The sequence below is a fragment of the Burkholderia pyrrocinia genome, from assembly GCF_003330765.1.
Lineage (GTDB): Bacteria > Pseudomonadota > Gammaproteobacteria > Burkholderiales > Burkholderiaceae > Burkholderia > Burkholderia pyrrocinia_B.
In genome coordinates this window covers 1,807,769-1,826,105 of record NZ_CP024903.1, presented here as the reverse complement: position 1 = coordinate 1,826,105, position 18,337 = coordinate 1,807,769, and the positions used below count along the sequence as shown (strand labels likewise).

17 protein-coding genes are annotated in these 18,337 nt (G+C 66.0%); 7 read left to right on the top strand and 10 right to left on the bottom strand.

All coding sequences use genetic code 11. The features are described 5' to 3' along the window. Window positions 1–98: 98 nt before the first annotated feature. The gene (locus tag CUJ89_RS25765; RefSeq protein WP_236654958.1) at window positions 99–998 is read left to right on the top strand and encodes a hypothetical protein; all 900 of its coding nucleotides are present in this window, start codon (window positions 99–101) and stop codon (window positions 996–998) included. A gap of 10 nt (window positions 999–1,008) precedes the next feature. Here CUJ89_RS25765 and pip read toward each other — a convergent pair whose 3' ends face one another. Beyond that, the gene (pip, locus tag CUJ89_RS25760; protein WP_114180189.1) at window positions 1,009–1,941 is read right to left on the bottom strand and encodes a prolyl aminopeptidase; all 933 of its coding nucleotides are present in this window, start codon (window positions 1,939–1,941) and stop codon (window positions 1,009–1,011) included. Window positions 1,942–2,268: 327 nt separating this feature from the next. Here pip and CUJ89_RS25755 point away from each other — a divergent pair, with 327 nt between their 5' ends. Continuing rightward, a complete protein-coding gene (locus tag CUJ89_RS25755; protein ID WP_114180188.1) occupies window positions 2,269–3,420 on the top strand; it encodes an acyltransferase family protein in 1,152 nt (383 codons plus the stop codon). Between the two features lie 17 nt (window positions 3,421–3,437). On the opposite strand, the gene CUJ89_RS25750 is transcribed toward CUJ89_RS25755, so the two are convergent. After that, entirely contained in the window at window positions 3,438–4,247 is an 810-nt protein-coding gene (locus CUJ89_RS25750; RefSeq protein ID WP_114181562.1) for a multidrug ABC transporter ATPase, read from the bottom strand. Window positions 4,248–4,588: 341 nt separating this feature from the next. On the opposite strand from CUJ89_RS25750, the gene CUJ89_RS25745 reads away from it, so the two are divergent. Together CUJ89_RS25745 and CUJ89_RS25740 are read left to right on the top strand one after the other, a co-directional pair. Continuing rightward, window positions 4,589–5,017, top strand: coding sequence for a VOC family protein (locus CUJ89_RS25745; protein WP_114180187.1), 429 nt, complete (start codon window positions 4,589–4,591; stop codon window positions 5,015–5,017). A 369-nt stretch (window positions 5,018–5,386) separates the two neighbouring features. Beyond that, complete coding sequence (locus tag CUJ89_RS25740) at window positions 5,387–5,575, top strand: hypothetical protein (RefSeq protein WP_114181561.1); 189 nt, start codon at window positions 5,387–5,389, stop codon at window positions 5,573–5,575. 297 nt (window positions 5,576–5,872) lie between these two features. Here CUJ89_RS25740 and argC read toward each other — a convergent pair whose 3' ends face one another. Further along, window positions 5,873–6,802: an N-acetyl-gamma-glutamyl-phosphate reductase gene (gene argC, locus CUJ89_RS25735; protein ID WP_114180186.1), complete on the bottom strand. Its 930-nt coding sequence runs from the start codon at window positions 6,800–6,802 to the stop codon at window positions 5,873–5,875. Between the two features lie 126 nt (window positions 6,803–6,928). Here argC and CUJ89_RS25730 point away from each other — a divergent pair, with 126 nt between their 5' ends. Next, on the top strand, window positions 6,929–7,813 hold the full coding sequence (locus tag CUJ89_RS25730) for a LysR family transcriptional regulator (RefSeq protein ID WP_114180185.1): 885 nt from the start codon (window positions 6,929–6,931) through the stop codon (window positions 7,811–7,813). A 154-nt stretch (window positions 7,814–7,967) separates the two neighbouring features. After that, the gene (locus CUJ89_RS25725; protein WP_114181560.1) at window positions 7,968–8,771 is read left to right on the top strand and encodes a hypothetical protein; all 804 of its coding nucleotides are present in this window, start codon (window positions 7,968–7,970) and stop codon (window positions 8,769–8,771) included. A 154-nt stretch (window positions 8,772–8,925) separates the two neighbouring features. Here CUJ89_RS25725 and CUJ89_RS25720 read toward each other — a convergent pair whose 3' ends face one another. From CUJ89_RS25720 to CUJ89_RS25690, 7 genes are read right to left on the bottom strand one after another with little or no spacing between them, the layout of a single operon-like run. Then, a complete protein-coding gene (locus tag CUJ89_RS25720; RefSeq protein WP_114180184.1) occupies window positions 8,926–9,990 on the bottom strand; it encodes a 2-aminoethylphosphonate aminotransferase in 1,065 nt (354 codons plus the stop codon). After that, window positions 9,990–11,183: a phosphonopyruvate decarboxylase gene (gene aepY / locus CUJ89_RS25715; RefSeq protein WP_114180183.1), complete on the bottom strand. Its 1,194-nt coding sequence runs from the start codon at window positions 11,181–11,183 to the stop codon at window positions 9,990–9,992. The genes CUJ89_RS25720 and aepY overlap by 1 nt, the downstream gene beginning before the upstream one ends. Beyond that, entirely contained in the window at window positions 11,180–12,868 is a 1,689-nt protein-coding gene (gene aepX, locus CUJ89_RS25710) for a phosphoenolpyruvate mutase (RefSeq protein WP_114180182.1), read from the bottom strand. Before aepX ends, aepY begins: the two co-directional genes overlap by 4 nt. Next, window positions 12,865–13,632: an NTP transferase domain-containing protein gene (locus tag CUJ89_RS25705; RefSeq protein WP_114180181.1), complete on the bottom strand. Its 768-nt coding sequence runs from the start codon at window positions 13,630–13,632 to the stop codon at window positions 12,865–12,867. The genes aepX and CUJ89_RS25705 overlap by 4 nt, the downstream gene beginning before the upstream one ends. A gap of 37 nt (window positions 13,633–13,669) precedes the next feature. Beyond that, window positions 13,670–14,671, bottom strand: coding sequence for an HpnL family protein (locus CUJ89_RS25700; RefSeq protein ID WP_114180180.1), 1,002 nt, complete (start codon window positions 14,669–14,671; stop codon window positions 13,670–13,672). After that, window positions 14,668–15,477, bottom strand: a complete 810-nt coding sequence (locus CUJ89_RS25695; RefSeq protein WP_114180179.1) for a 2OG-Fe(II) oxygenase — start codon at window positions 15,475–15,477, stop codon at window positions 14,668–14,670. The genes CUJ89_RS25700 and CUJ89_RS25695 overlap by 4 nt, the downstream gene beginning before the upstream one ends. After that, window positions 15,474–16,154, bottom strand: coding sequence for a CDP-alcohol phosphatidyltransferase family protein (locus tag CUJ89_RS25690; RefSeq protein ID WP_114180178.1), 681 nt, complete (start codon window positions 16,152–16,154; stop codon window positions 15,474–15,476). The genes CUJ89_RS25695 and CUJ89_RS25690 overlap by 4 nt, the downstream gene beginning before the upstream one ends. 653 nt (window positions 16,155–16,807) lie before the next feature. Between CUJ89_RS25690 and CUJ89_RS25680 the strand changes: the two genes are divergently transcribed. Then, window positions 16,808–18,322: an acetyl-CoA hydrolase/transferase family protein gene (locus CUJ89_RS25680; RefSeq protein ID WP_114180177.1), complete on the top strand. Its 1,515-nt coding sequence runs from the start codon at window positions 16,808–16,810 to the stop codon at window positions 18,320–18,322. Window positions 18,323–18,337: the final 15 nt, after the last annotated feature.

The window sequence follows — 18,337 nt, the reverse complement described above, 5'->3', positions numbered from 1 at the left end:
GACGATCGTCGAAACCGCACTGTGACCGAACACGCGCGGCGCGGTGGGCCGCATCAAGGCGTATGCTGCGGGTCCGACCGGCTCATCGACGCTGCCCCATGCCCACGACTGGCGCTGCCATTCCCGCTTCCCGCCGCTATACGACGATTCGCGTGATCGCGTATCACGGCATCCTGCAAAACGTCACGTCCTTGCTGGCGTTCGTCCCGGTGCTGCTGTTCCTGCACGACCGGTCGCTGGCCGCGCTTTCGTCATGGTCCGGGCAGCTTTGGGCGCTGCAGGGCGTTTCGGGCGCGGCGGCGATGGCAAGTCTCGTCGGTCATATCGCACTCGCATGTCGCCGCCGATGGGGGCGTACGCTGAATGTGGCGATCTGGGTGGCGCTGAGTGTCGCGTCGCTCATGCTGTCGGCGTGGATCACGGTGCTCATCGCGCTGCCGCTGGCTGTTGCCGGCCTCGCGCTGATGTACAACCGGCTGAGCAACGACTATCTGAGTCTGTCGCACGCCGTGATAAAACCGACGGTTCGGCGCTTCGCATCCGTCGGCCTGCTGGCCACTGCGTCCACGCTGCATTACTGGGCAATCTCGTTCGCGACGATGCGGTCCGGCACCTTCGGCTACCTGTTGCCGAATGGGCGACCGATGGACCTGCTGATCGCGGCAGCGGCAACGCTGCTCCTCGGCACCGCTGTCGCGCCGGGCGGGCAGCGCGCGTGGTGCTGCGGAATGTCGTTGATGACGTCCGCCGTCGCGATGCTGACGATGCTGCTGAGCTACGTGTCGGTCGCGACGCCGCTGGTGCGCTACCTGCCGCACGAATACCGGCGCATCGTCATTCCGTGGCAACCGATCACGATCTATGCAGTCGTGACGTTCTGCATTGCGCTGGTGCTGATACGCGCGACGAAGCCGCCGAAGCTCAGCGACTGGGAGCAGTGGTCGAATCCCGACGCTTCCGCGGATTCGGGTGCCGCGCGCCGGGAAACGACCGCCTGATGCGTCGCGGCTAGCCCGCGAAGCGGTCCGTCGCCGCGAGCAGCGCCTGCAGGATCCCCGGCTCGTTGTACGCGTGCCCGGCGCCGGGCACGATCTCGAACGTCGCGTCCGGCCATGCCTTCGACAGGTCCCACGCGGTGCGTGCGGGCGTCGCGACGTCGTAGCGGCCTTGCACGATCACGCCCGGAATGCCGGCGAGGCGATGCGCGTCGCGCAGCAACTGGCCTTCTTCGACGAAGCCCTGGTTGACGAAGTAGTGGTTTTCGATCCGCGCGAACGCGAGCGCGTAGTGGCCGTCCGCGAAGTGCGCGGCGAGCGCGGGATCGGGCAGCAGCGTGATCGTGCGGCCTTCCCATATGCTCCACGCGCGCGCGGCTTCGAGCTTCGCGGCTTCGTCGTCACCGGTCAGCCGGCGATGGTAGGCGGCCATCAGGTCGCCGCGCTCGGCTTCCGGAATCGGCGCGACAAAGGCTTCCCACAGGTCGGGGAACAGCCACGACGCGCCTTCCTGGTAGTACCACAGCAGTTCCGCGCGACGCATCGTGAAGATGCCGCGCACGATCAGCGCGCTCACGCGCTCGGGGTGCGTTTCCGCGTACGCGATCGACAGCGCGCTGCCCCACGAGCCGCCGAATACGAGCCATTGCTCGGCGCCGACCATTTCGCGCAGGCGTTCGATATCGGCCACCAGATGCCACGTCGTGTTGTTCTCGAGGCTCGCATGCGGCGTCGAGCGCCCGCAGCCGCGCTGGTCGAACAGCAGGATGTCGTAGCGCGCCGGATCGAACAGGCGGCGATGGTCGGGGCTGCAGCCGGCGCCGGGGCCGCCGTGCAGGAACACGGCGGGCTTGCCGGCCGGGTTGCCGCAGCGCTCCCAGTAGATGCGATGGCCGTCGCCGGTGTCGAGGTGGCCGTGGGCGTAGGGTTCGATCGGTGGGTACACAGGCAGGCTCCGGGTGAGGGTCGACAGGAGGCGGATGAGGCGCGGGCCGTTGTGCGGGCGGGGTACGCTACTGCGGATATTGCGGCGCCGCAAAAATTCGTTGCGTTGGCATCGGGCCGGCCGCCGCCGGACAAGGCTTGTCATTATGCCAATTCGCCGCCCCGGACGTCGGCTCGCTGGGGCGAGCGCCGCCGCCGATGCCCGTTCCGGGATTTTTGAAGCAATTTCATTCCGATATTTTTCATACAAAATCCCGGCGGCATATCGGCGGGCCGGAACGGCGGCGCCGGTCTGCTGCCCATCCACCGTGCCAACGGAATCCAGCCGATGAACCATCGCGTCACGCAGTTGACCGGGTTGCGCGCCGTCGCGGTGGCGATGGTTGTGATCGGCCATGCCGAGCACGTGCTGCCCGGCGGCTACACGGGCTGGTACGCGCCGTTGCGGCTCGTCGCCGACGGCCGGCTCGGCGTGCTGATCTTCTTCGTCCTCAGCGGCTTCCTGATCACCAACGTACTGCGCGCCGAGTTCGCGCGCACGGGCGGCATCGCGCTGACGTCGTTCTACGTGCGCCGCGCGCTGCGGATCTGGCCGGCCTGCTATGTGTATCTCGCGACGGTCGCGATCGTGGCCTTCGCCGGCTGGTTCGACGTCGATCGCCGGCAGTGGCTGTATGCTGCGCTGCACCTGTGGAATTACTCGGCGTGGTTCGGGCTGACCGGCGACAACGCGTTGCATCCGGACGGCGCGTGGTATCTCGGCCATTTCTGGTCGCTCGCGCTCGAGGAGCAGTTCTACTGGTTCTGGCCGCTGCTGTTCGTGTATGGCGCCCGCCGCGGCGGCACGCGCTGGCTGGCCGCGCTGATCCTGATCGTGCCGCTGGTGCGCGCCGTCACGTATTTCGTTGCGCCGGCGCTGCGCGGGCAGCTCGGGATGATGCTCCACACCGGCGTCGATCCGATCCTGATCGGCTGTTATGCGTCGCTCAACCGCGAACGGCTCGAAGCGTGGATCCGTTCGTGGCGCGGCGAGACGCGCATCGTGACGGCGATTATCCTGATCGTGCTGCTCGGGATGCCGCTCGCCGAACATCGGCTCGGCGGCTTCTGGAATGCGACGTACGGCGTGACGCTCGAAGCCGCGCTGATCGCGATCGTGATCGTCGTGCTGAATTTCCGCAGCGAGTTCTGGTGTGCGCGCTGGCTGCGCACGCGGCCGGTCGTGTTCATCGGCACGATCTCGTTCAGCCTCTATCTGTGGCAGCAGCCGTTCGCGAACCCGGACCTGCCGGTCGCGCACGCGTTTCCGCTCGGCATCGTGTGGGCGCTGCTGGCCGCGACGGCGAGTTACTTCCTCGTCGAAAAACCGTTCCTGAGGCTGAAGGATCGCTATTCGGCGCGCGAGGCGCGACGCGTGCGGGACGACGCGTTGCGGATGCCGGCAACGACCGACGCGATCGGGCCGAAGGTGGCGGAGTAGGCGGGCAACGCTGCGCGTTATTTCATCGCGGAAGGCGAATACCAGAGGTTCCGGAACATATCGATTCCGTACGACTTGCCGTCGTAGCGGACGACTGTGCGTGCGGTGCGCTTGCCCGTGTCCGAGTATTCGTTGTCCTTGCGTTGCGTCTTCGTGATGTGCGCGGTGATCGACAGGTCCGCGAAACCGTGGCTCGAGGTTTTCTCCACGGCGATCGTCATGCGTGCGGACTCGCTGCGCGCGTCGCCGGTAGCGGGGCCGCAGGCCGTGCCTTCGGTGCTGACCCAGCCGTAGAGATTGGTACCGAACACCGGGCGGATGCGGTTGCCTTCGCGTACCCACAGCGTCAGTTCTTCGCTGGCAGCGGCATCGGGGCAGCTCGGCCCGCGCGCACTGCTCGTGAACACGACGCCGAACGCCCGCACGTCGGGCGACAGCCGGTAGGGCGCCGTGTCGATGTGATAGCTGTTCTCGCCGATCTCGGTCGCCGCATCTTCCTGGACCACCGACCGCTCGGCCGCCACGACCTTGCCGCCCTCGACGAGCGCGACGATCTGCAACTTGTTGCTTTCGTCCGGGTTCTTGCTTTTGGGAAGCGAATCGAACGCCACGGCCGCGATCGTTGTGTCCGGCGCATTCGGCATGACCTTGCACGCCGACGCGACGACGAGCCGGTCCGCGTCGCGCGTGGCGATGCGTGCGCTCGCGATACCGGCCCAGCGGGCGATGGCCGTGACCGCTTCATCGCTGCAAGTCTGGTTGTTGGCGGCATGGACGGCGGGTGTGGCAACGAGTGCCAGCAACGAAACGCAGCGAAGGATTTTCATTGTCATCATGGGGAAAAGGGTTCTTCGCGGATTATCCTGGAACGCGGGGTAGACCGTCGGCGTTCGGCCATCAATGGCCGCTCGACCAAAGTCGGAAAGGGACAATCGAGCGCCAAAAGTACGCCTGTGACGTGACGCACACAGTCGATGCCGCGAGTGCTACCGAACCCGCCCGATCGCCCATTCGCTGCCGGGTGGAGATGCCTGCTGGCCACCTGAAACAAGGCTACACTCATCCATGCCCCGCGCTACCTGAATACCAGCCACCACATCAGTTCGACGGGCGCGGGCGGACATGTTCGTTCCTCATGGCGCCGCTCATTCGCGGCAAAGGAGAAGCCATGGAAAAGATCCCAAATACCACGGCCTTGTTCATCGCAGGCTTTGGCCCGATTGTGATTGAAGCCCGGGCAAGCCGTGAGCTCTACAGTCGCGCCTTCGGTATCCCCTTCAAGGAAGAGAAAGGCGGCTACCTCCATACGGAAAGTCTGAAAGGCGCAAACACTTTCGCCTTGTGGCCGCTCGCTCAGGCAGCTCAGTCGTGCTTCGGCACGGATTCGTGGCGTAGTGACGTACCCATCCCGCAAGCCTGGATTGAGTTTGATGTCGACAACGTCGAAGCGGCTACGGCAGAACTTGAATCACGAGGGTATCGGATGCTGGTCAGGAACCGGAATGAGCCGTGGGGCCAGACCGTCAGTCGCTTCATCGGGCCGGAAGGATTGCTGGTAGGAATCACCTTTACGCCATCGATGCGGGAAGAGAAATGATGGCGGCCACAGTGGCCAGCCCTGCGTGCGGTGACTGTTCTGGCCGGGGAGCCGCACGCGCTTTCCCAGGTAAATGGCTGATGAAGTACCGGGAACGGTCCTCGCCGCCCTTGTGGACCGGGTGGCGGCAACGGGCCGTCAAGCGTCTATCGCCGAGCTTGTCCTTTGGCACGGGCCGGATGCCCTTTGGCGTCACTGCGATCACGGAGGATGACGAATTGTCGAGAGTCGGATTTGCCAATACGGTCTCCTCGGCAGTTGCCTGACGTTCGTCGCGGGCTTGACGGCGGATCGATGCGACTGCCGGGGTTGCATACGGAATCGTGGAAGCTAGACTGGAAGCTCCCCATGCAAACCATGGAGGGAGACATGACGACCATCTATGTCGTGAAGACCGGTGAGCAGTTCCTCTGCACCGCTGAGGATGGCGACATCGGCATGGCACCGGCGATTGAAGGAGCCATGTCATTTCTGTCGTACGAGGAAGCGAAAAAAGCGGCGAACGAGAACGCCGACCCCGGATACGAAATCGTGGCCGTCAACATCACCGGCCGCTGACGCGGAGTTCGTTGCTGGGCGCTCGGTGAGGGAGGGGACCGGCAATTTTTCTTGCTCCATGCGATACGGTGTCCGGTTGGCTGCGTCCAAAGTCATCTGCGAACAGGCTGCATTGCGCATCGAGATTCACACGATGCGGCCAACCAAATACCGCCGCAGTGCGGGCGCCACGGCCTCGCGAGCACGGTGCGGCGTTGTCTCGGTTCGGCCAGTATGCGTCGTTCGACGGCCGAGACCGGATTGACAACAATCGCTGGCATATGGGTGCGGCCGAACGTTAGCTCAAGCCATCGGCCACTATGACTGCGTGAGCAGCAAGTTCAGGTTCTGAACCGCAGCGCCGGATGCGCCTTTGCCGAGATTATCGAAGACAGCGGATAGCAGGACGTGCCCGTGCTCCATGTTAGGAAATACGCTCAAGTGCATATCGTTCGTCCCGTTCAGCACCTGCGGATCCAGGTGCTTTAAGACGCACGATTCGTGTAGCGGCAAAACATGTACGTGGGCCGCCTCGGCATAGTGGCGTGCGAGGCATGCGTGTAACGTGGCGCCGTCCACGTCGGATGCCAGCAGCCGCAATTCCAAGGGCACAGTCAGCACGATGCCCTGGCGGAACGCACCATACGCAGGGACGAAGATGGGTCGCTGCGCGAGCTTGGCGTGCTGCTGGATCTCCGGAGCGTGCTTATGCGCGAGTTCCAAACCATAGACCTGGTAGGACGGTGCGTTGACGGCGCCCTGACCCTCATGCTCTATCACGCCGGCACGTCCGCGTCCCGAGTAGCCGGACACCGCGTGAATGCCGACCGGATAGCTGGCTGGTATAAGCCCGGCCTGTAACAGGGGACGCAGCAGGCCAATCGCACCGGTCGGATAGCAACCGGGATTGGTGACCCGACGTGCGTTCGCGATGCGGTCCGCCTGTCCCGGAGCCATTTCCGGAAAGCCGTATGTCCAGTCCGGGTGCGTGCGGTGGGCGGAACTTGCGTCGATTACTCTGACGGCAGGATTGACGATGGCGTCCACTGCTTCGCGCGCGGCGGCGTCGGGCAGACAGAGGATGGCGATATCGCAGGCGTTGATGGCTTCAGCGCGGCGCCGTGGATCCTTGCGTTCCGCTGCGGGAAGCGTGAACAGTCGCAGGTCGGTTCGGTCGTGCAGCCGTTCGTGGATTTGCAACCCGGTGGTGCCCAGGTCGCCGTCGATAAAAACAAGGGGAAGGCTCATGCGGAAAATACTCCGGTAACTGAGTCTGACAAGTAGATCGAGCTCCTATCTTCCGCGCAGCGCTAGAATAGAGAAAGTTGAATTCGATAACGAAAACATTCAGCTTTTCTGAATCTGGAAGCCGCCATGCGAGAAATCAGCCTGGACCGCTTGCGAACCTTGGTCGCCATTACCGACCGTGGCTCATTTGCCGATGCGGCGCGCGCGTTGCACTTGGCGCCGCCAACGGTCAGCCTTCACATCGCTGAACTGGAGGAACGCATTGGGGCTCCGCTCCTGTCACGCAAGCGCGGACATGTTCGGCCATCGGCGATAGGCGAGGTGTTGGTGGAGCGCGCGCGTCGACTGCTGGCCGATGCAGAACAGGCGTTGGAAGATGTTCAGCGCCAGGTGCAGGGGCTTGCCGGACGCGTGCGGCTCGGTGCGTCGACCGGTGCGATCGCGCACCTGTTGCCGCAAGCGCTGGAGGTGCTGCGCCAACACCATCCCGCTATCGACATTCACGTTGCGGTACTTACTTCGCATGAAACGCTAAACCGACTGGCGGACGGAACGCTGGATATTGGGCTGGTCGCGCTGCCTCAGCCCCCGGTGGCTGGACTCGTGATAAAACCCTGGCGTCGCGATCCCGTCATGGCCTTCGTGCCAGCGCATTGGCGGTGTCCCGCTCGCATCACGCCCGAATGGCTTGCTGCTCAGCCTCTCATTCTCAACGACGCCACTACGCGTCTGTCGCGTCAGACTGCGGAGTGGTTCGCGACCGGTGGCCACAATCCTGCGCCGCGCATTCAGCTCAACTACAACGACGCGATCAAGAGTCTGGTCATGGCGGGTTACGGCGCAGCGCTGTTACCTCATGAGGCCACTACACCACCACCCGACAGGCGTATTGCCATTCGTCCGCTGCGCCCGGCGTTGTGGCGTCGGCTCGGCATTGCGCATCGTGCGGGGCACGTCGAGCGTTCCACGCAACACGTACTCGATGCGTTGTGGGATCTGCGATTGGCGTAGGAATAGCCATTTGCCGTTTCGGTTCGTTCTCGCTGGGACAGCAGCCTATTGCACGCTACGACGAACGAATGGCCGGTTTGTACTGCGGATTCAACCGGTGGATGCAACCGAGCAAGCGACGACCTGGATCTATACTGGGCACCTGGAGGAACTCATGGCCAATCAAGACAGGCTGCACCCGCTACGACCGCTCCTCAAGAACTGGGTTTGGGAGCATGGTCGAATCGGTACTCGCTATCTGGACCGCATCGATGGCGAAATCAAGTTTGACGAAGGCAAGAAGTCGCACTTCGCCACCGAAGAATACTTTTACGTGCCGCTCGACAAGGATGCCGATCTCGATGCCTCTGCCGATGGCCCGGTGATTCAGGAGGCGGGACTTGCCCGTTTTTTGAGGGCAGCGCAGCTGGGCAAGCCGGAGGAAGCCGGTTCCGTGGCGGAGGTCCAACGCGCAGTGCAGGATTGCTTGGAACTTGGTCTGTTCAGCGCATATCAGATTGACGCGCAGCAGGCTTTTGCACGCTATGCGCAGGAACCCATGTTCGACGATGAAATCCGCGCTGCGGTTGTCGACGATATCCGGCGTATCTACGTGGGCGCGCGCGAGAAACTGTTGCTGTACGATTTCAGTGTGCTTTACGGCTTGGCCACGCCGCTGCTCATCAGCGAGGCGCCGTTCGTCGACTGGCGCTTGCGAACGAGTCCGGCCCTTCCGTTCGTCTCGCTTCCTCTTGGGCCTTACTGCCTGCTGGTGGGTGCGCCGTCGGGCCGGAGCAGCCGGATTGGCCCCGTGACCTGGAAGTCCGCTGCCACACTGGGACCGTTGAAGGACCACAACCGCCAGATCGCAGAGCATTCACGTTTGTGGCTGGTCGCGACGACAGATGACCAGCTCGTCGCTGTACAAAGCCATTTGGCTGCATCCGGTAGTCCCAAGCCCGGGGATGTGAAACTCTGATTGAAGTCGGCGGGAAGCCCGCAGCCAGAAGCGGCTACTCGGAAATACCAAGTCGAGCGACCGCTTCGGGTTCGATAAGCGACACCCGCAGAAATCCGCGAAGAACAAAAAAAGGCCCTCGCGGGCCTTTTTTGGTCGACGAACGCGCGGCCGCTTACCGCGTCAGCGCCGCGAAACCATCCAGCAACCGCTCGACGTCGGCCGCTTCGATCGCGCCCATCGTCGAGATCCGGAACAGTTCCTTCGACAGCCCGCCTTGCCCCGCGTAGATCACGAAGCCGCGTGCCTTCAACCCGTCGTGCAGCGTCTCGTACGTGACGCCCTGTGGCAACCGGTACGCGCGCAGCACGACCGACGACGCGCCTTCCGGCAGCACGAGCGGCATCCCGCGCGCGGCGAGGCCGGCCTGCGCCTGGTCGGCGAGCGCCTTGTAATGCGCATGGCGCGCGCGCCAGCCGCCGGCTTCGTCGAACTCGCGCAGCGCCTCGACGAGCGCGTAGTACGCGTGCACGGACGGCGTGAACGGCGTGTTGCGCTGGTCCTGCAGCTTCGCGAGACGGCCGAGGTCGAGGTAGTACGTGCGGCTCGCGGCCTTCGCGAGCGCGCTGCGGCGCACGATCACGAACGCTGCGCCCGGCACGCCGTGCAGGCACTTGTTCGCGGTTGCCGCCACGGCGTCGATGTCGCCGCCGGCGAAGTCGATCGCTTCCGCGCCGAAGCTGCTGACGCCGTCGACGAGCAGCTTCACGCCGCGTGCGCGGCAGACTTCGGCGATCGCGCCGAGATCGTTCAGGCGGCCCGTCGTCGTTTCGTGATGGATCACGGCGACGTGCGAGTAGCCGCCCGCGTCGAGGCGCGCGGCGATCTGCGCGAGATCGGGCGCCTGCATCCATTCGTGCTTCAGCACGTCTTGCGCGATGCCGTACTGCGTCGCGATCTGCGCGATTCGTTCGCCGTACACGCCGTTCTCGATCACGAGCAGCTTGCCGTCCTGCGGCACGAGCGCGGCGATCATGCACTCGACGGCGGCCGTGCCCGAGCCGGTCATCAGCACGGCCGTCCATTCGGCCGGATCGAGTTCGTACGCGGCGACGAGGCGCGCGCGTGCTTCATCCTGCAGATCGAAGAATTCGCTTTCGCGATGGCACAGGTCGGGTTGCAGCAGGCTGCGGCGCACGCGTTCGGTCAGCGTTACCGGGCCGGGGTTCAGCAGCAGCATCAATGGGCTCCTTCAGCATGGGCTTCGGTCTGCGCGGCGCCGATGTGCCGCATCAGACGGGTCTTGACCTCGACCGGCGTCACGGTCGGGCGGGGCAGGCCGTCGGGCACGCCGGTGCGGATCGCGACGCGCACGAACTGCGCGCCATCGCTTGGCGCGGCCAGCGCGGCATCGAGCACGTCGAGCGTGTCGCCTTCGACCGCCGACGCGTAGCCGCATGCAGCCGCGACGCCCGCGAACGACACATGCTGCGACACGGTGGCCTGGCCGCCGGTCGATTCGTGCGCGCCGTTGTCGAGCAGCACGTGCGTGAGGTTGGCCGGGCCGTAGGTGCCGAGCGTGGCGAACACGCCCATCCGCATCAGCGCGGCGCCGTCGCCGTCGACGGCGACCACGCGCAGGTCGGGGCGCGCGAGCGCGAGGCCGAGCGCGAGCGGCGTCACGCAGCCCATCGAGCCGACCATGTACAGCTGGTTCGGGCGATCGTCGAGCGCGTAGAGTTCGCGGCCGCAGAAGCCGGTCGATGCGAGCACGACGGTCGAATCGACCGGCGTGTGCGCGATCACGCGCTGCAGCGCGTCCTGGCGGGTCGGCCATGCAGTGGCCGCTGCATTGGCCGATTCAGCGCGCGACGACGATTGCGCGGCGACATGCGCGCGCGGCTTCGCGGCCGGGTTCGCCTTCAGTTCATACGGCGCGACGCTGCCTTTCTGCATCACGAGCGCGTACGGGCGGCCCGTCGCGTCCATGTGCGCGATCGCGCGGTCTAGCGCCGGGCCGACCTGTTCGGGGTCGGTCGGGAACGTCTCCCACGGGATCTCCATCGTGTCGAGCATCGCGGGCGTGATCGGGCCCATCAGCGCGTGCTGCGGCTCGTCGGCGACGCCCGGCTGGCCGCGCCACGTGACGATCAGCAGTTGCGGCAGGCGGAACGTCCAGGTCAGCGACGTGAGCGGGCTCACCGCGTTGCCGAGCCCCGAGTTCTGCATCATCGCGATCCCGCGCTTGCCGCCGAGCGTCGCGCCCGCGATCAGCGCGACTGCGTCGCCTTCGTTCGCGGCCGACACGTAGTGCAGCGTCGGGTCCTGCAGCACGTAGTTGATGAACGGCGTCAGGTACGAGCAGGGCACGCCCGCGTACCAGTCGAAGCCGCGTTCGCGCGCGGCCTCGACGAACTGGGCCGCTTCGATCATTGTGCGCCCCCGTTGCCGGCGCCCGGTTCGGACAGCGGCGTCTGGCCGTGCGCGAAGTCGCCTGCACGGCGGAAATCTTCCAGATCGTTGACGCCGCGCCAGTGGCCGTGCACGTATTGCACCTCGATCTTCTCTCCGGCGGCGATCAGTTCGTTGAGCAGCGACGGGATGTCGAGCGTGTCGAAATCGTCGCGTGCCTGCAGCGTCGCGAGCATCGTCTTCAGGCGGTCGACACCCGCGCCGCGCACGTTCAGCAGGCCGATCCAGCGGCCGTGCGTCGTGCCTTCGGCAGCGTCGCTCGACACGCGCTGCAGATAGGTTTTCTGGCCGAACAGGCCGCGGTCGTCGGCGGCCGAGCAGACCGCGAAGTCGCGCACGCTCTGGTTCGACGGTTCCGTCAGCGACGAATCGACGACGACGCTGAACTCGGCCTCGCTCTCCGCGAGGTCGCGCAGGATGTAGCTGCGGAACAGCAGGTCGCCGTACGAGATCACGGTGTCGCCGGTCAGGCGTTCGGCCGCGCACGCGAGCGACGCGAGCTCGCCCGTTTGCGCATGGCGCTCGTTGACGACGAGCTTGATGCCCGACGTGTCGATCGCGTCGGCGCGATAGCCGCCGACCACGGTGATGTCGTTTACGCCTTGCTTCTTGAAGCCGTCGACGAGCCAGCGCAGCAGCGGCTTGCCGGCGACTGGCAGCATGACCTTGGGTTTATCTTCGGTGACGGCTTCGAGCCCCTTGCCGCGGCTCGCGGCGAGCACGACCGCCGCGTTCGACGCGCGCGACGACGACGACAGGTAGATGCGCTCGGCCGCCGAGTATTCGTCGGCGTCCTGCAGGCGGAAGATTTCGTTGACCGATGCGACGCGGTCCTCGACGTTGATCAGCGTTTCGTTCTCGTGGATCTCGCGCGTGACGGCCTGCATCGCCGACGCGGACGCGCGGATCAGGTGGTTCGCCCAGATCACGGTGCTGATGCCGGCCTGGCGGAACACGTCGGTCGGCGTGCTGTAGTACTTGGTCGGCACGATCACGAGCGGCGCCTTGCCGCTCCATTCGCGCGCGAACTGCAGGATCTCGTCCGGGCGCGACAGCTTGCTGTGGATCAGGATCGCGTCGGCGCCGGCTTCCGCATACGCATTCGCGCGGCGCAGCGCCTCGTCCATCCCCCAGCCCGCGATCAGCGCCTCGACGCGCGCGACGATCGAGAAGTCGGGATCGGTCTGCGAATCCTTGCCGGCCTTGATCTTGCCGCAGAACTCGTCGATTTCGGCGAGCGGCTGGCGCTCGCCGTCGATGAAGCTGTTCGTTTTCGGGAACTGCTTGTCCTCGATGCAGACGCCGGCGATGCCGCGCTGTTCGAGCTTTCTCACGAGGCGGCGCACGTTGTTGAAGTTGCCGTAACCGGTGTCGCCGTCGAGCAGGATCGGCAGGTCGCTCGCGTCGGCCATGAATTCGAGCACGTCGACGACCTGCGTCCAGCTCGCTTCGTTGTTGTCGCGCACGCCGAACTGCGCGGAGATCGCGAGGCCCGACGCCCAGATCCCCTTGAAGCCGGCTTCGCGGACGATCCGCGCGGACAGGCCGTTGTGCGCTTCCATCAGGAACTCGAGGTCGCTGCTGACGAGCATGCGGCGCAGGCGTGCGCTGCGCGATTCGGTGAAATTGGGTTCGCGTGCGTTCATCGTGCGGCTCCTGCGGTGGTGCGTTGAATCAGGGGGAGGATGTCTTGCGTGGCGCGCGCCACGTCGTTCGGGAAGTCGATCTCGATCCACGGCGAGCCCGTCACGTCGGCGACGTCGAACGCATGGCCGCCTTCGAGCAGCAGGTCGCGCACGGCTTCCTCGTGCGGCATGTTCGCGCGGCCGCTGTCGACGTAGCCCGCGACGATTTTCGCGAGGCGGCGCGCGGTGCCTTCGGTGAAGCGGAAGAAGCCGACCGATTCGCCGATCGTGTCGTAGTCGAGGTCGACCGCGAGCTGCTTGCGCAGCTCGACCGGCACGCCGTTCTTCAGGCACAGCTTGACGGGTTCGTCGCCGGCCTCGAAGTCGCGGTCGATCAGCAGGCGATCGACCGTCTTGTCGGGATCGGCCACCAGCGCGTGCAGGATGTTCTCGTCGTACAGCACGTCCGCGTCCATCAGCAGCACGTCGCCGCCGCGCGTCATCGCATCGGCGACGGTATGCACGGTCAGCACGCTGCCGAGGTCGTAGCGCTCGTTCAGCACGATCTCGGCCTGGCGGCCGAGGCGCTTCAATTCCTGCTCGACCTTCCCGGACTGGAAGCCGAGCCCGAGCACGATCTCGTCGACGCCCGCGGCGTCGAGCACGCGCAGATGGCGCTCGAGCAGCGAAACGTCGTCGAAGCGCAGCAGGCACTTCGGGAACTGCGCTTCGGGCGGTTGTTGCAGGCGCAAGCCGAGGCCTGCCGCAAGAATGATGGCTCGCATGGGTTCTCCAACCATAAAAGCCGGCGGATCTGAACGATCAGTCGGCGAGCGGCTGCGGCGCACGGCGCCGCTGCCAGTTTCTTTCACTGAAATGCAGATAGAGCAGGCCGGGCAGGCCGAGCGCGAGTTCGCGCGCGCGCTTCGCGAGCGACAGCGCGAGCGCCGCGTCGGGCGGCAGGCCGACCAGCGGCGCGAGCAGCAGGTAGCCGCCTTCCTGCGCACCGAGCGAACCAGGGATCGCGAAGGCCGCACCGCGGATCGCCTGGCCGACGCTTTCGAGCAGCAGCGCGTCGAGCCAGCTCACCGGGTGCCCGAGGAAGTGCAGCGCGAGCCACACTTCCGCGGTGCCGACGATCCAGCCGACGAGGCTCAGCGCGAAGGTTTTCGCGACCTTCGCACGATCGCGGTACAGCGCGCCGACCGCGTCGTCGATCGCGTCGGCTCGGGTCGCGAGCGACGACCAGTCGCGCGGGCCGAGCAGCTTCGACGCGAGGCGCAGGCCGCGGCCGAACAGCCCGCGCCGCTGCGCCGCATAGAACAGCACGGCGAGGGCGCCGAGCACGCCGGTGGCGATCAGCGCGGGCGTGCGCAGGTGCGCGACCGACTCGTGCGTTGCATAAAGGCTGAATGCGGCGATGCCGATCAGCGCGAACGCCATCTGCGCGAGCGCCTGCATCGTCGTGCTGACGGTCACGGCCGCCGCCGCATCGGCCATCCGCGTGCCGCGCTGAGCGAGGTGGCGCACCATCAGCACGGGGCCGCCGATCTGCCCGGCGGGCAGCAGGCTGTTCACCGATTCGCCGACCCAGCGCGCGCGCAGCGCGTTGCCGAGCTCGGCGCCCGGCTGGCCGCGGCGGAACATCACGGAGATCGCGATCGCGTCGATCGCGAGCGGCACGACGTGGAACGCCGCGACCAGCGCGAGCCCCCAGCCGGCCGCGAGGAACGTGGACGCGACCGCGCCGACGCCCTGCCATGCAAGGAGTGCGATGAAGAGTGCCGTCCCGAGGGACAGCAGGATCAGGCCGGCGCGTGTCATGACCCGGTCGTGCGTCGCGTGGCCAGTTGCTTGAACACCTGGCGGAAACCGAAATACGCGATCGCGTCCTTCATGTTCGAGATGAAGCGCTTCCACGGCCGCATGCCGGGGTTCGTCACGTATTCGAAAGTCAGCGATACGCGCGTCTCGTTCTGGCCGAGCGGCGTGATGCGGTGGCGCAGCTTGTCGCCGTCGAACAGCACGATGCCGCCGTCGGCGATCTGCACGGAGCCGGGTTCGTCGGCCACGTCCGGATTGCGCGTGTGCAGCTCGTAGTCGAGCCGGCACGACGATTCGTCGATCACGCCGATCAGCAGTGTGTAGCGGCGGCCGTCGTAGTACGACGTGTCGTAGTGCCAGCCGATGTGGTCGCCGGGCTTCGTGTAGTAATACAGCGCGTACGCGTGCGGATCGTTGTCCGGCGACAGCATCAGCTTGTCGCCCGTGACCTTCTCGAGGAAGCCGATCAGCGCCTTCGACCGGTACAGTTCGGCGATGTACGGCGCCTGCTCGTCGATCGCATGCCGGCTGACGCTGCCGCCCTGCTTGTGGCCGGGCAGGTAATTGCGGTTCAGGCCGGCCTGCATCGCGCGGGCGGCGTCCGCGAGCTTCGCGTGCGCGTCGGCCGGCAGGAAGGTGTCGAGATACAGGAACGACCCCTGGCGCGTGTAGTCGCCGCGCAGGCGGTCGAGGTCGAGATGGCCGACGCGGTCGGCCACCGTGCGATCGGGGCCGGACGCGGCCGCGCGCGCAGGCGCGGGGCGTGCCGGGCTCAGCACGGAGTCGTCGCGCGTGCTCGGAGTCATTTGGAAGCCTGGATTTCGGTTGAGTTCTGAGGGAGGTTGCCGCGCCGAACGATGCGCCACCAGTCGATCACGACCCAGGCGGCGAACAGCGGGGCACCGATCGACGCCGCGAGCAGGAACGGCTCGACGCCGTTGGTGAGCGTCACGAGCGGCAGCAGGTAGAGCACGTCTTCCGTTTCGAAGCCGCCGGCGAATGCCTGCTTGGTGCCGGCCTTGCCGGCGAGCGATTCGATCCGCATGCGCAGGAAGAAGATCAGCGCGACGGCCGTGCCGGCCACCGCGCCGAGCAGCACCGGCGACGCGGCCATCTGGCCGCCCTGGGCGACGATGCCGAGGCCCATGCTGACGAACAGCGCGATCGTGACGAGCGCATCGGCTGCGAGATCGTAAAAATGACCGATCTTGCTGGACTTGCCGCTGATGCGCGCGAGCTCGCCGTCGGTGTGGTCGACGAAGTTCGACAGTACGATCAGGAACGCGCCTGCATTGCTCCAGCCGAAGCCGCCGTGCGCAAGGCACCAGGCGCCGGCGAGGCCGATCAGCAGGCGAAGGGTCGTGAGGTGATTCGGGGTGACAGGCGTGTCGACGAGCGGTCGGACAAGCGAGCGCGCCAGCCGCGCATCCCAGGTGCGTGGCAGGGGGGGCTCGGAGCGTGTGGCGGTTTTTCTTTGGTCCATCGGCGAAATATATACGGAATTGTAATTTGTTGCTTTTATTCGACCCATGTTCTGACATGCAGGCGTGTTACGCGGTCTTGCTGACATCGAACGGCCGTGAACCGGATGCGCGAAACGGCTGGCAAACGGGGCGGCCGGACCCGTATTCCAGTGTGGTTCGCATCGCGCGGCTGTCAAGGGCGGACGGGCCCTGGAGGCCGGCGCGGCGGCGATTTTCGCGCACGTCGGCGGGCGGCGTGCGGCGCGTGCGAGCTTGATCTGCGTCAGGCCCGGAAAAGCCGCATCGGGCGACAATTGGCCGCGCCGGACGGGTGCCGGCAATTACCGATTTTCTGGCTGGGAATTTCAACGGAAACCGGCCGATTGATGCGCGATGGTTGGTGATCGTAGGCCGGCTATCCGACCCGCTGCTTTCGTGCACCTTTCGTGTACCTTCGGTGCGCGCGCATCACTTGTCACAGAACGGTCGTTCGATACCCGGCAAATTCGGTAAGGATCTTTTGCATTCAGCGGACATTTCGCGACGATCGCCTCTGCGATACTCCGACCGTGCCTGTGGTGCCGGGCCGCCCCTCGCGGCCCCAAGGGCTTCATGTCGCTCCGGAGACACCCCCCGCGACGTCAACGACAGACCAACGCGTCAGAAACCAGCCATGTCTTCATCACGCATCCTCGCTCCCGCCCTGCGTTCGCTCGTCCGCACCGCCGACGAAGCCGCCGCGCTGATTCGTCCCGGCATGACCGTCGCGATGAGCGGCTTCACGGGTTCGGGCTATCCGAAGGCCGTGCCGGCCGCGCTTGCCACCCACATCGACGCGGCGCACGCGCGCGGCGAGGACTTCCGGATCAACGTGCTGACGGGCGCGTCGACCGCGCCGGAACTCGACGGCGCGCTCGCCCGCACCAACGGCATCTCGATGCGGCTGCCGTACCAGTCCGACCCGACGCTGCGCGACAAGATCAACGGCGGCGAAGTCGATTACCAGGACGTCCACCTGAGCCACGTCGCGCAATACGCGTGGTTCGGGCTGTACGGCGATCTCGACGTCGCGATCGTCGAAGTCGCGGGCATCCGCGAGGACGGGCTGCTGATTCCGTCCGCATCGATCGGCAACAACAAGACCTGGCTCGAACGCGCGAAGCACGTGATCCTCGAGGTCAACTCGCGCCAGCCGCTCGGCCTCGACGGGATGCACGACATCTATTACGGCACTGCGCTGCCGCCGCACCGCCAGCCGATTCCGCTGACGAAGAGCGACGACCGGATCGGCGAGCCGTACCTGCGCTGCCCGGCCGACAAGATCGTCGCGATCGTCGAGACCGACGCGCCGGATCGCAGCAATGCGTTCTCCGCGCCGGACGAGACGTCGAAGCAGATCGCGCAGCAACTGATCGACTTCCTGCGCCACGAAGTGAAGCGCGGCCGCCTGCCGGAAAACCTGCTGCCACTGCAGTCGGGCGTCGGCAACATCACGAATGCGGTGCTCGCGGAACTGAGTTCGGCCGGCTTCTCGAACCTGACCGCCTACACCGAAGTGATCCAGGACGGCATGCTCGACCTGCTCGACGACGGCACGCTGGGTTTCGCGTCGGCCACCGCGCTGTCGCTGAGCCCGGCCGCCGTGCAGCGTTTCGCCGACGAGATCGCAACGTTCCGCGAGAAGATCGTGCTGCGCCCGCAGGAGATCAGCAACCATCCGGAACTCGTGCGCCGCCTCGGCTGCATCGCGATGAACGGGATGATCGAGGCCGACATCTACGGCAACGTGAATTCGACGCACGTGATGGGCACGAAGATCCAGAACGGCATCGGCGGTTCGGGCGACTTCGCGCGCAACGGCTACCTGTCGTGCTTCATGTCGGCGAGTACCGCGAAGGGCGGCGCGATCTCGCGGATCGTGCCGATGGCGAGCCACGTCGACCATACCGAGCACGACGTCGCGGTGGTCGTCACCGAGCAGGGCCTCGCGGACCTGCGCGGCCTGTCGCCGAAGCAGCGCGCGCGCAAGGTCATCGCGACCTGCGCGCACCCTGACTACCGGCCGATGCTCGAGGATTACTTCGAGCGTGCGTCGCGCGAAAGCTTCGGCAAGCACACGCCGCACCTGCTCGCCGAGGCGCTGTCGTGGCACGAGCGCTACGTGCGGACCGGGACGATGAAGGCCTGACGCGGCCTGAAGCGC

Excerpts from the sequence above, each read along its gene's own strand:
- CUJ89_RS25765 (WP_236654958.1), top strand. The coding sequence starts at position 99 with ATGCCCACGACTGGCGCTGCCATTCCCGCTTCCCGCCGCTATACGACG.
- CUJ89_RS25755 (WP_114180188.1), top strand. The coding sequence starts at position 2,269 with ATGAACCATCGCGTCACGCAGTTGACCGGGTTGCGCGCCGTCGCGGTG.
- CUJ89_RS25750 (WP_114181562.1), bottom strand. The coding sequence starts at position 4,247 with ATGAAAATCCTTCGCTGCGTTTCGTTGCTGGCACTCGTTGCCACACCC.
- CUJ89_RS25745 (WP_114180187.1), top strand. The coding sequence starts at position 4,589 with ATGGAAAAGATCCCAAATACCACGGCCTTGTTCATCGCAGGCTTTGGC.
- CUJ89_RS25740 (WP_114181561.1), top strand. The coding sequence starts at position 5,387 with ATGACGACCATCTATGTCGTGAAGACCGGTGAGCAGTTCCTCTGCACC.
- argC (WP_114180186.1), bottom strand. The coding sequence starts at position 6,802 with ATGAGCCTTCCCCTTGTTTTTATCGACGGCGACCTGGGCACCACCGGG.
- CUJ89_RS25730 (WP_114180185.1), top strand. The coding sequence starts at position 6,929 with ATGCGAGAAATCAGCCTGGACCGCTTGCGAACCTTGGTCGCCATTACC.
- CUJ89_RS25725 (WP_114181560.1), top strand. The coding sequence starts at position 7,968 with ATGGCCAATCAAGACAGGCTGCACCCGCTACGACCGCTCCTCAAGAAC.
- CUJ89_RS25720 (WP_114180184.1), bottom strand. The coding sequence starts at position 9,990 with ATGCTGCTGCTGAACCCCGGCCCGGTAACGCTGACCGAACGCGTGCGC.
- aepY (WP_114180183.1), bottom strand. The coding sequence starts at position 11,183 with ATGATCGAAGCGGCCCAGTTCGTCGAGGCCGCGCGCGAACGCGGCTTC.
- aepX (WP_114180182.1), bottom strand. The coding sequence starts at position 12,868 with ATGAACGCACGCGAACCCAATTTCACCGAATCGCGCAGCGCACGCCTG.
- CUJ89_RS25705 (WP_114180181.1), bottom strand. The coding sequence starts at position 13,632 with ATGCGAGCCATCATTCTTGCGGCAGGCCTCGGCTTGCGCCTGCAACAA.
- CUJ89_RS25700 (WP_114180180.1), bottom strand. The coding sequence starts at position 14,671 with ATGACACGCGCCGGCCTGATCCTGCTGTCCCTCGGGACGGCACTCTTC.
- CUJ89_RS25695 (WP_114180179.1), bottom strand. The coding sequence starts at position 15,477 with ATGACTCCGAGCACGCGCGACGACTCCGTGCTGAGCCCGGCACGCCCC.
- CUJ89_RS25690 (WP_114180178.1), bottom strand. The coding sequence starts at position 16,154 with ATGGACCAAAGAAAAACCGCCACACGCTCCGAGCCCCCCCTGCCACGC.
- CUJ89_RS25680 (WP_114180177.1), top strand. The coding sequence starts at position 16,808 with ATGTCTTCATCACGCATCCTCGCTCCCGCCCTGCGTTCGCTCGTCCGC.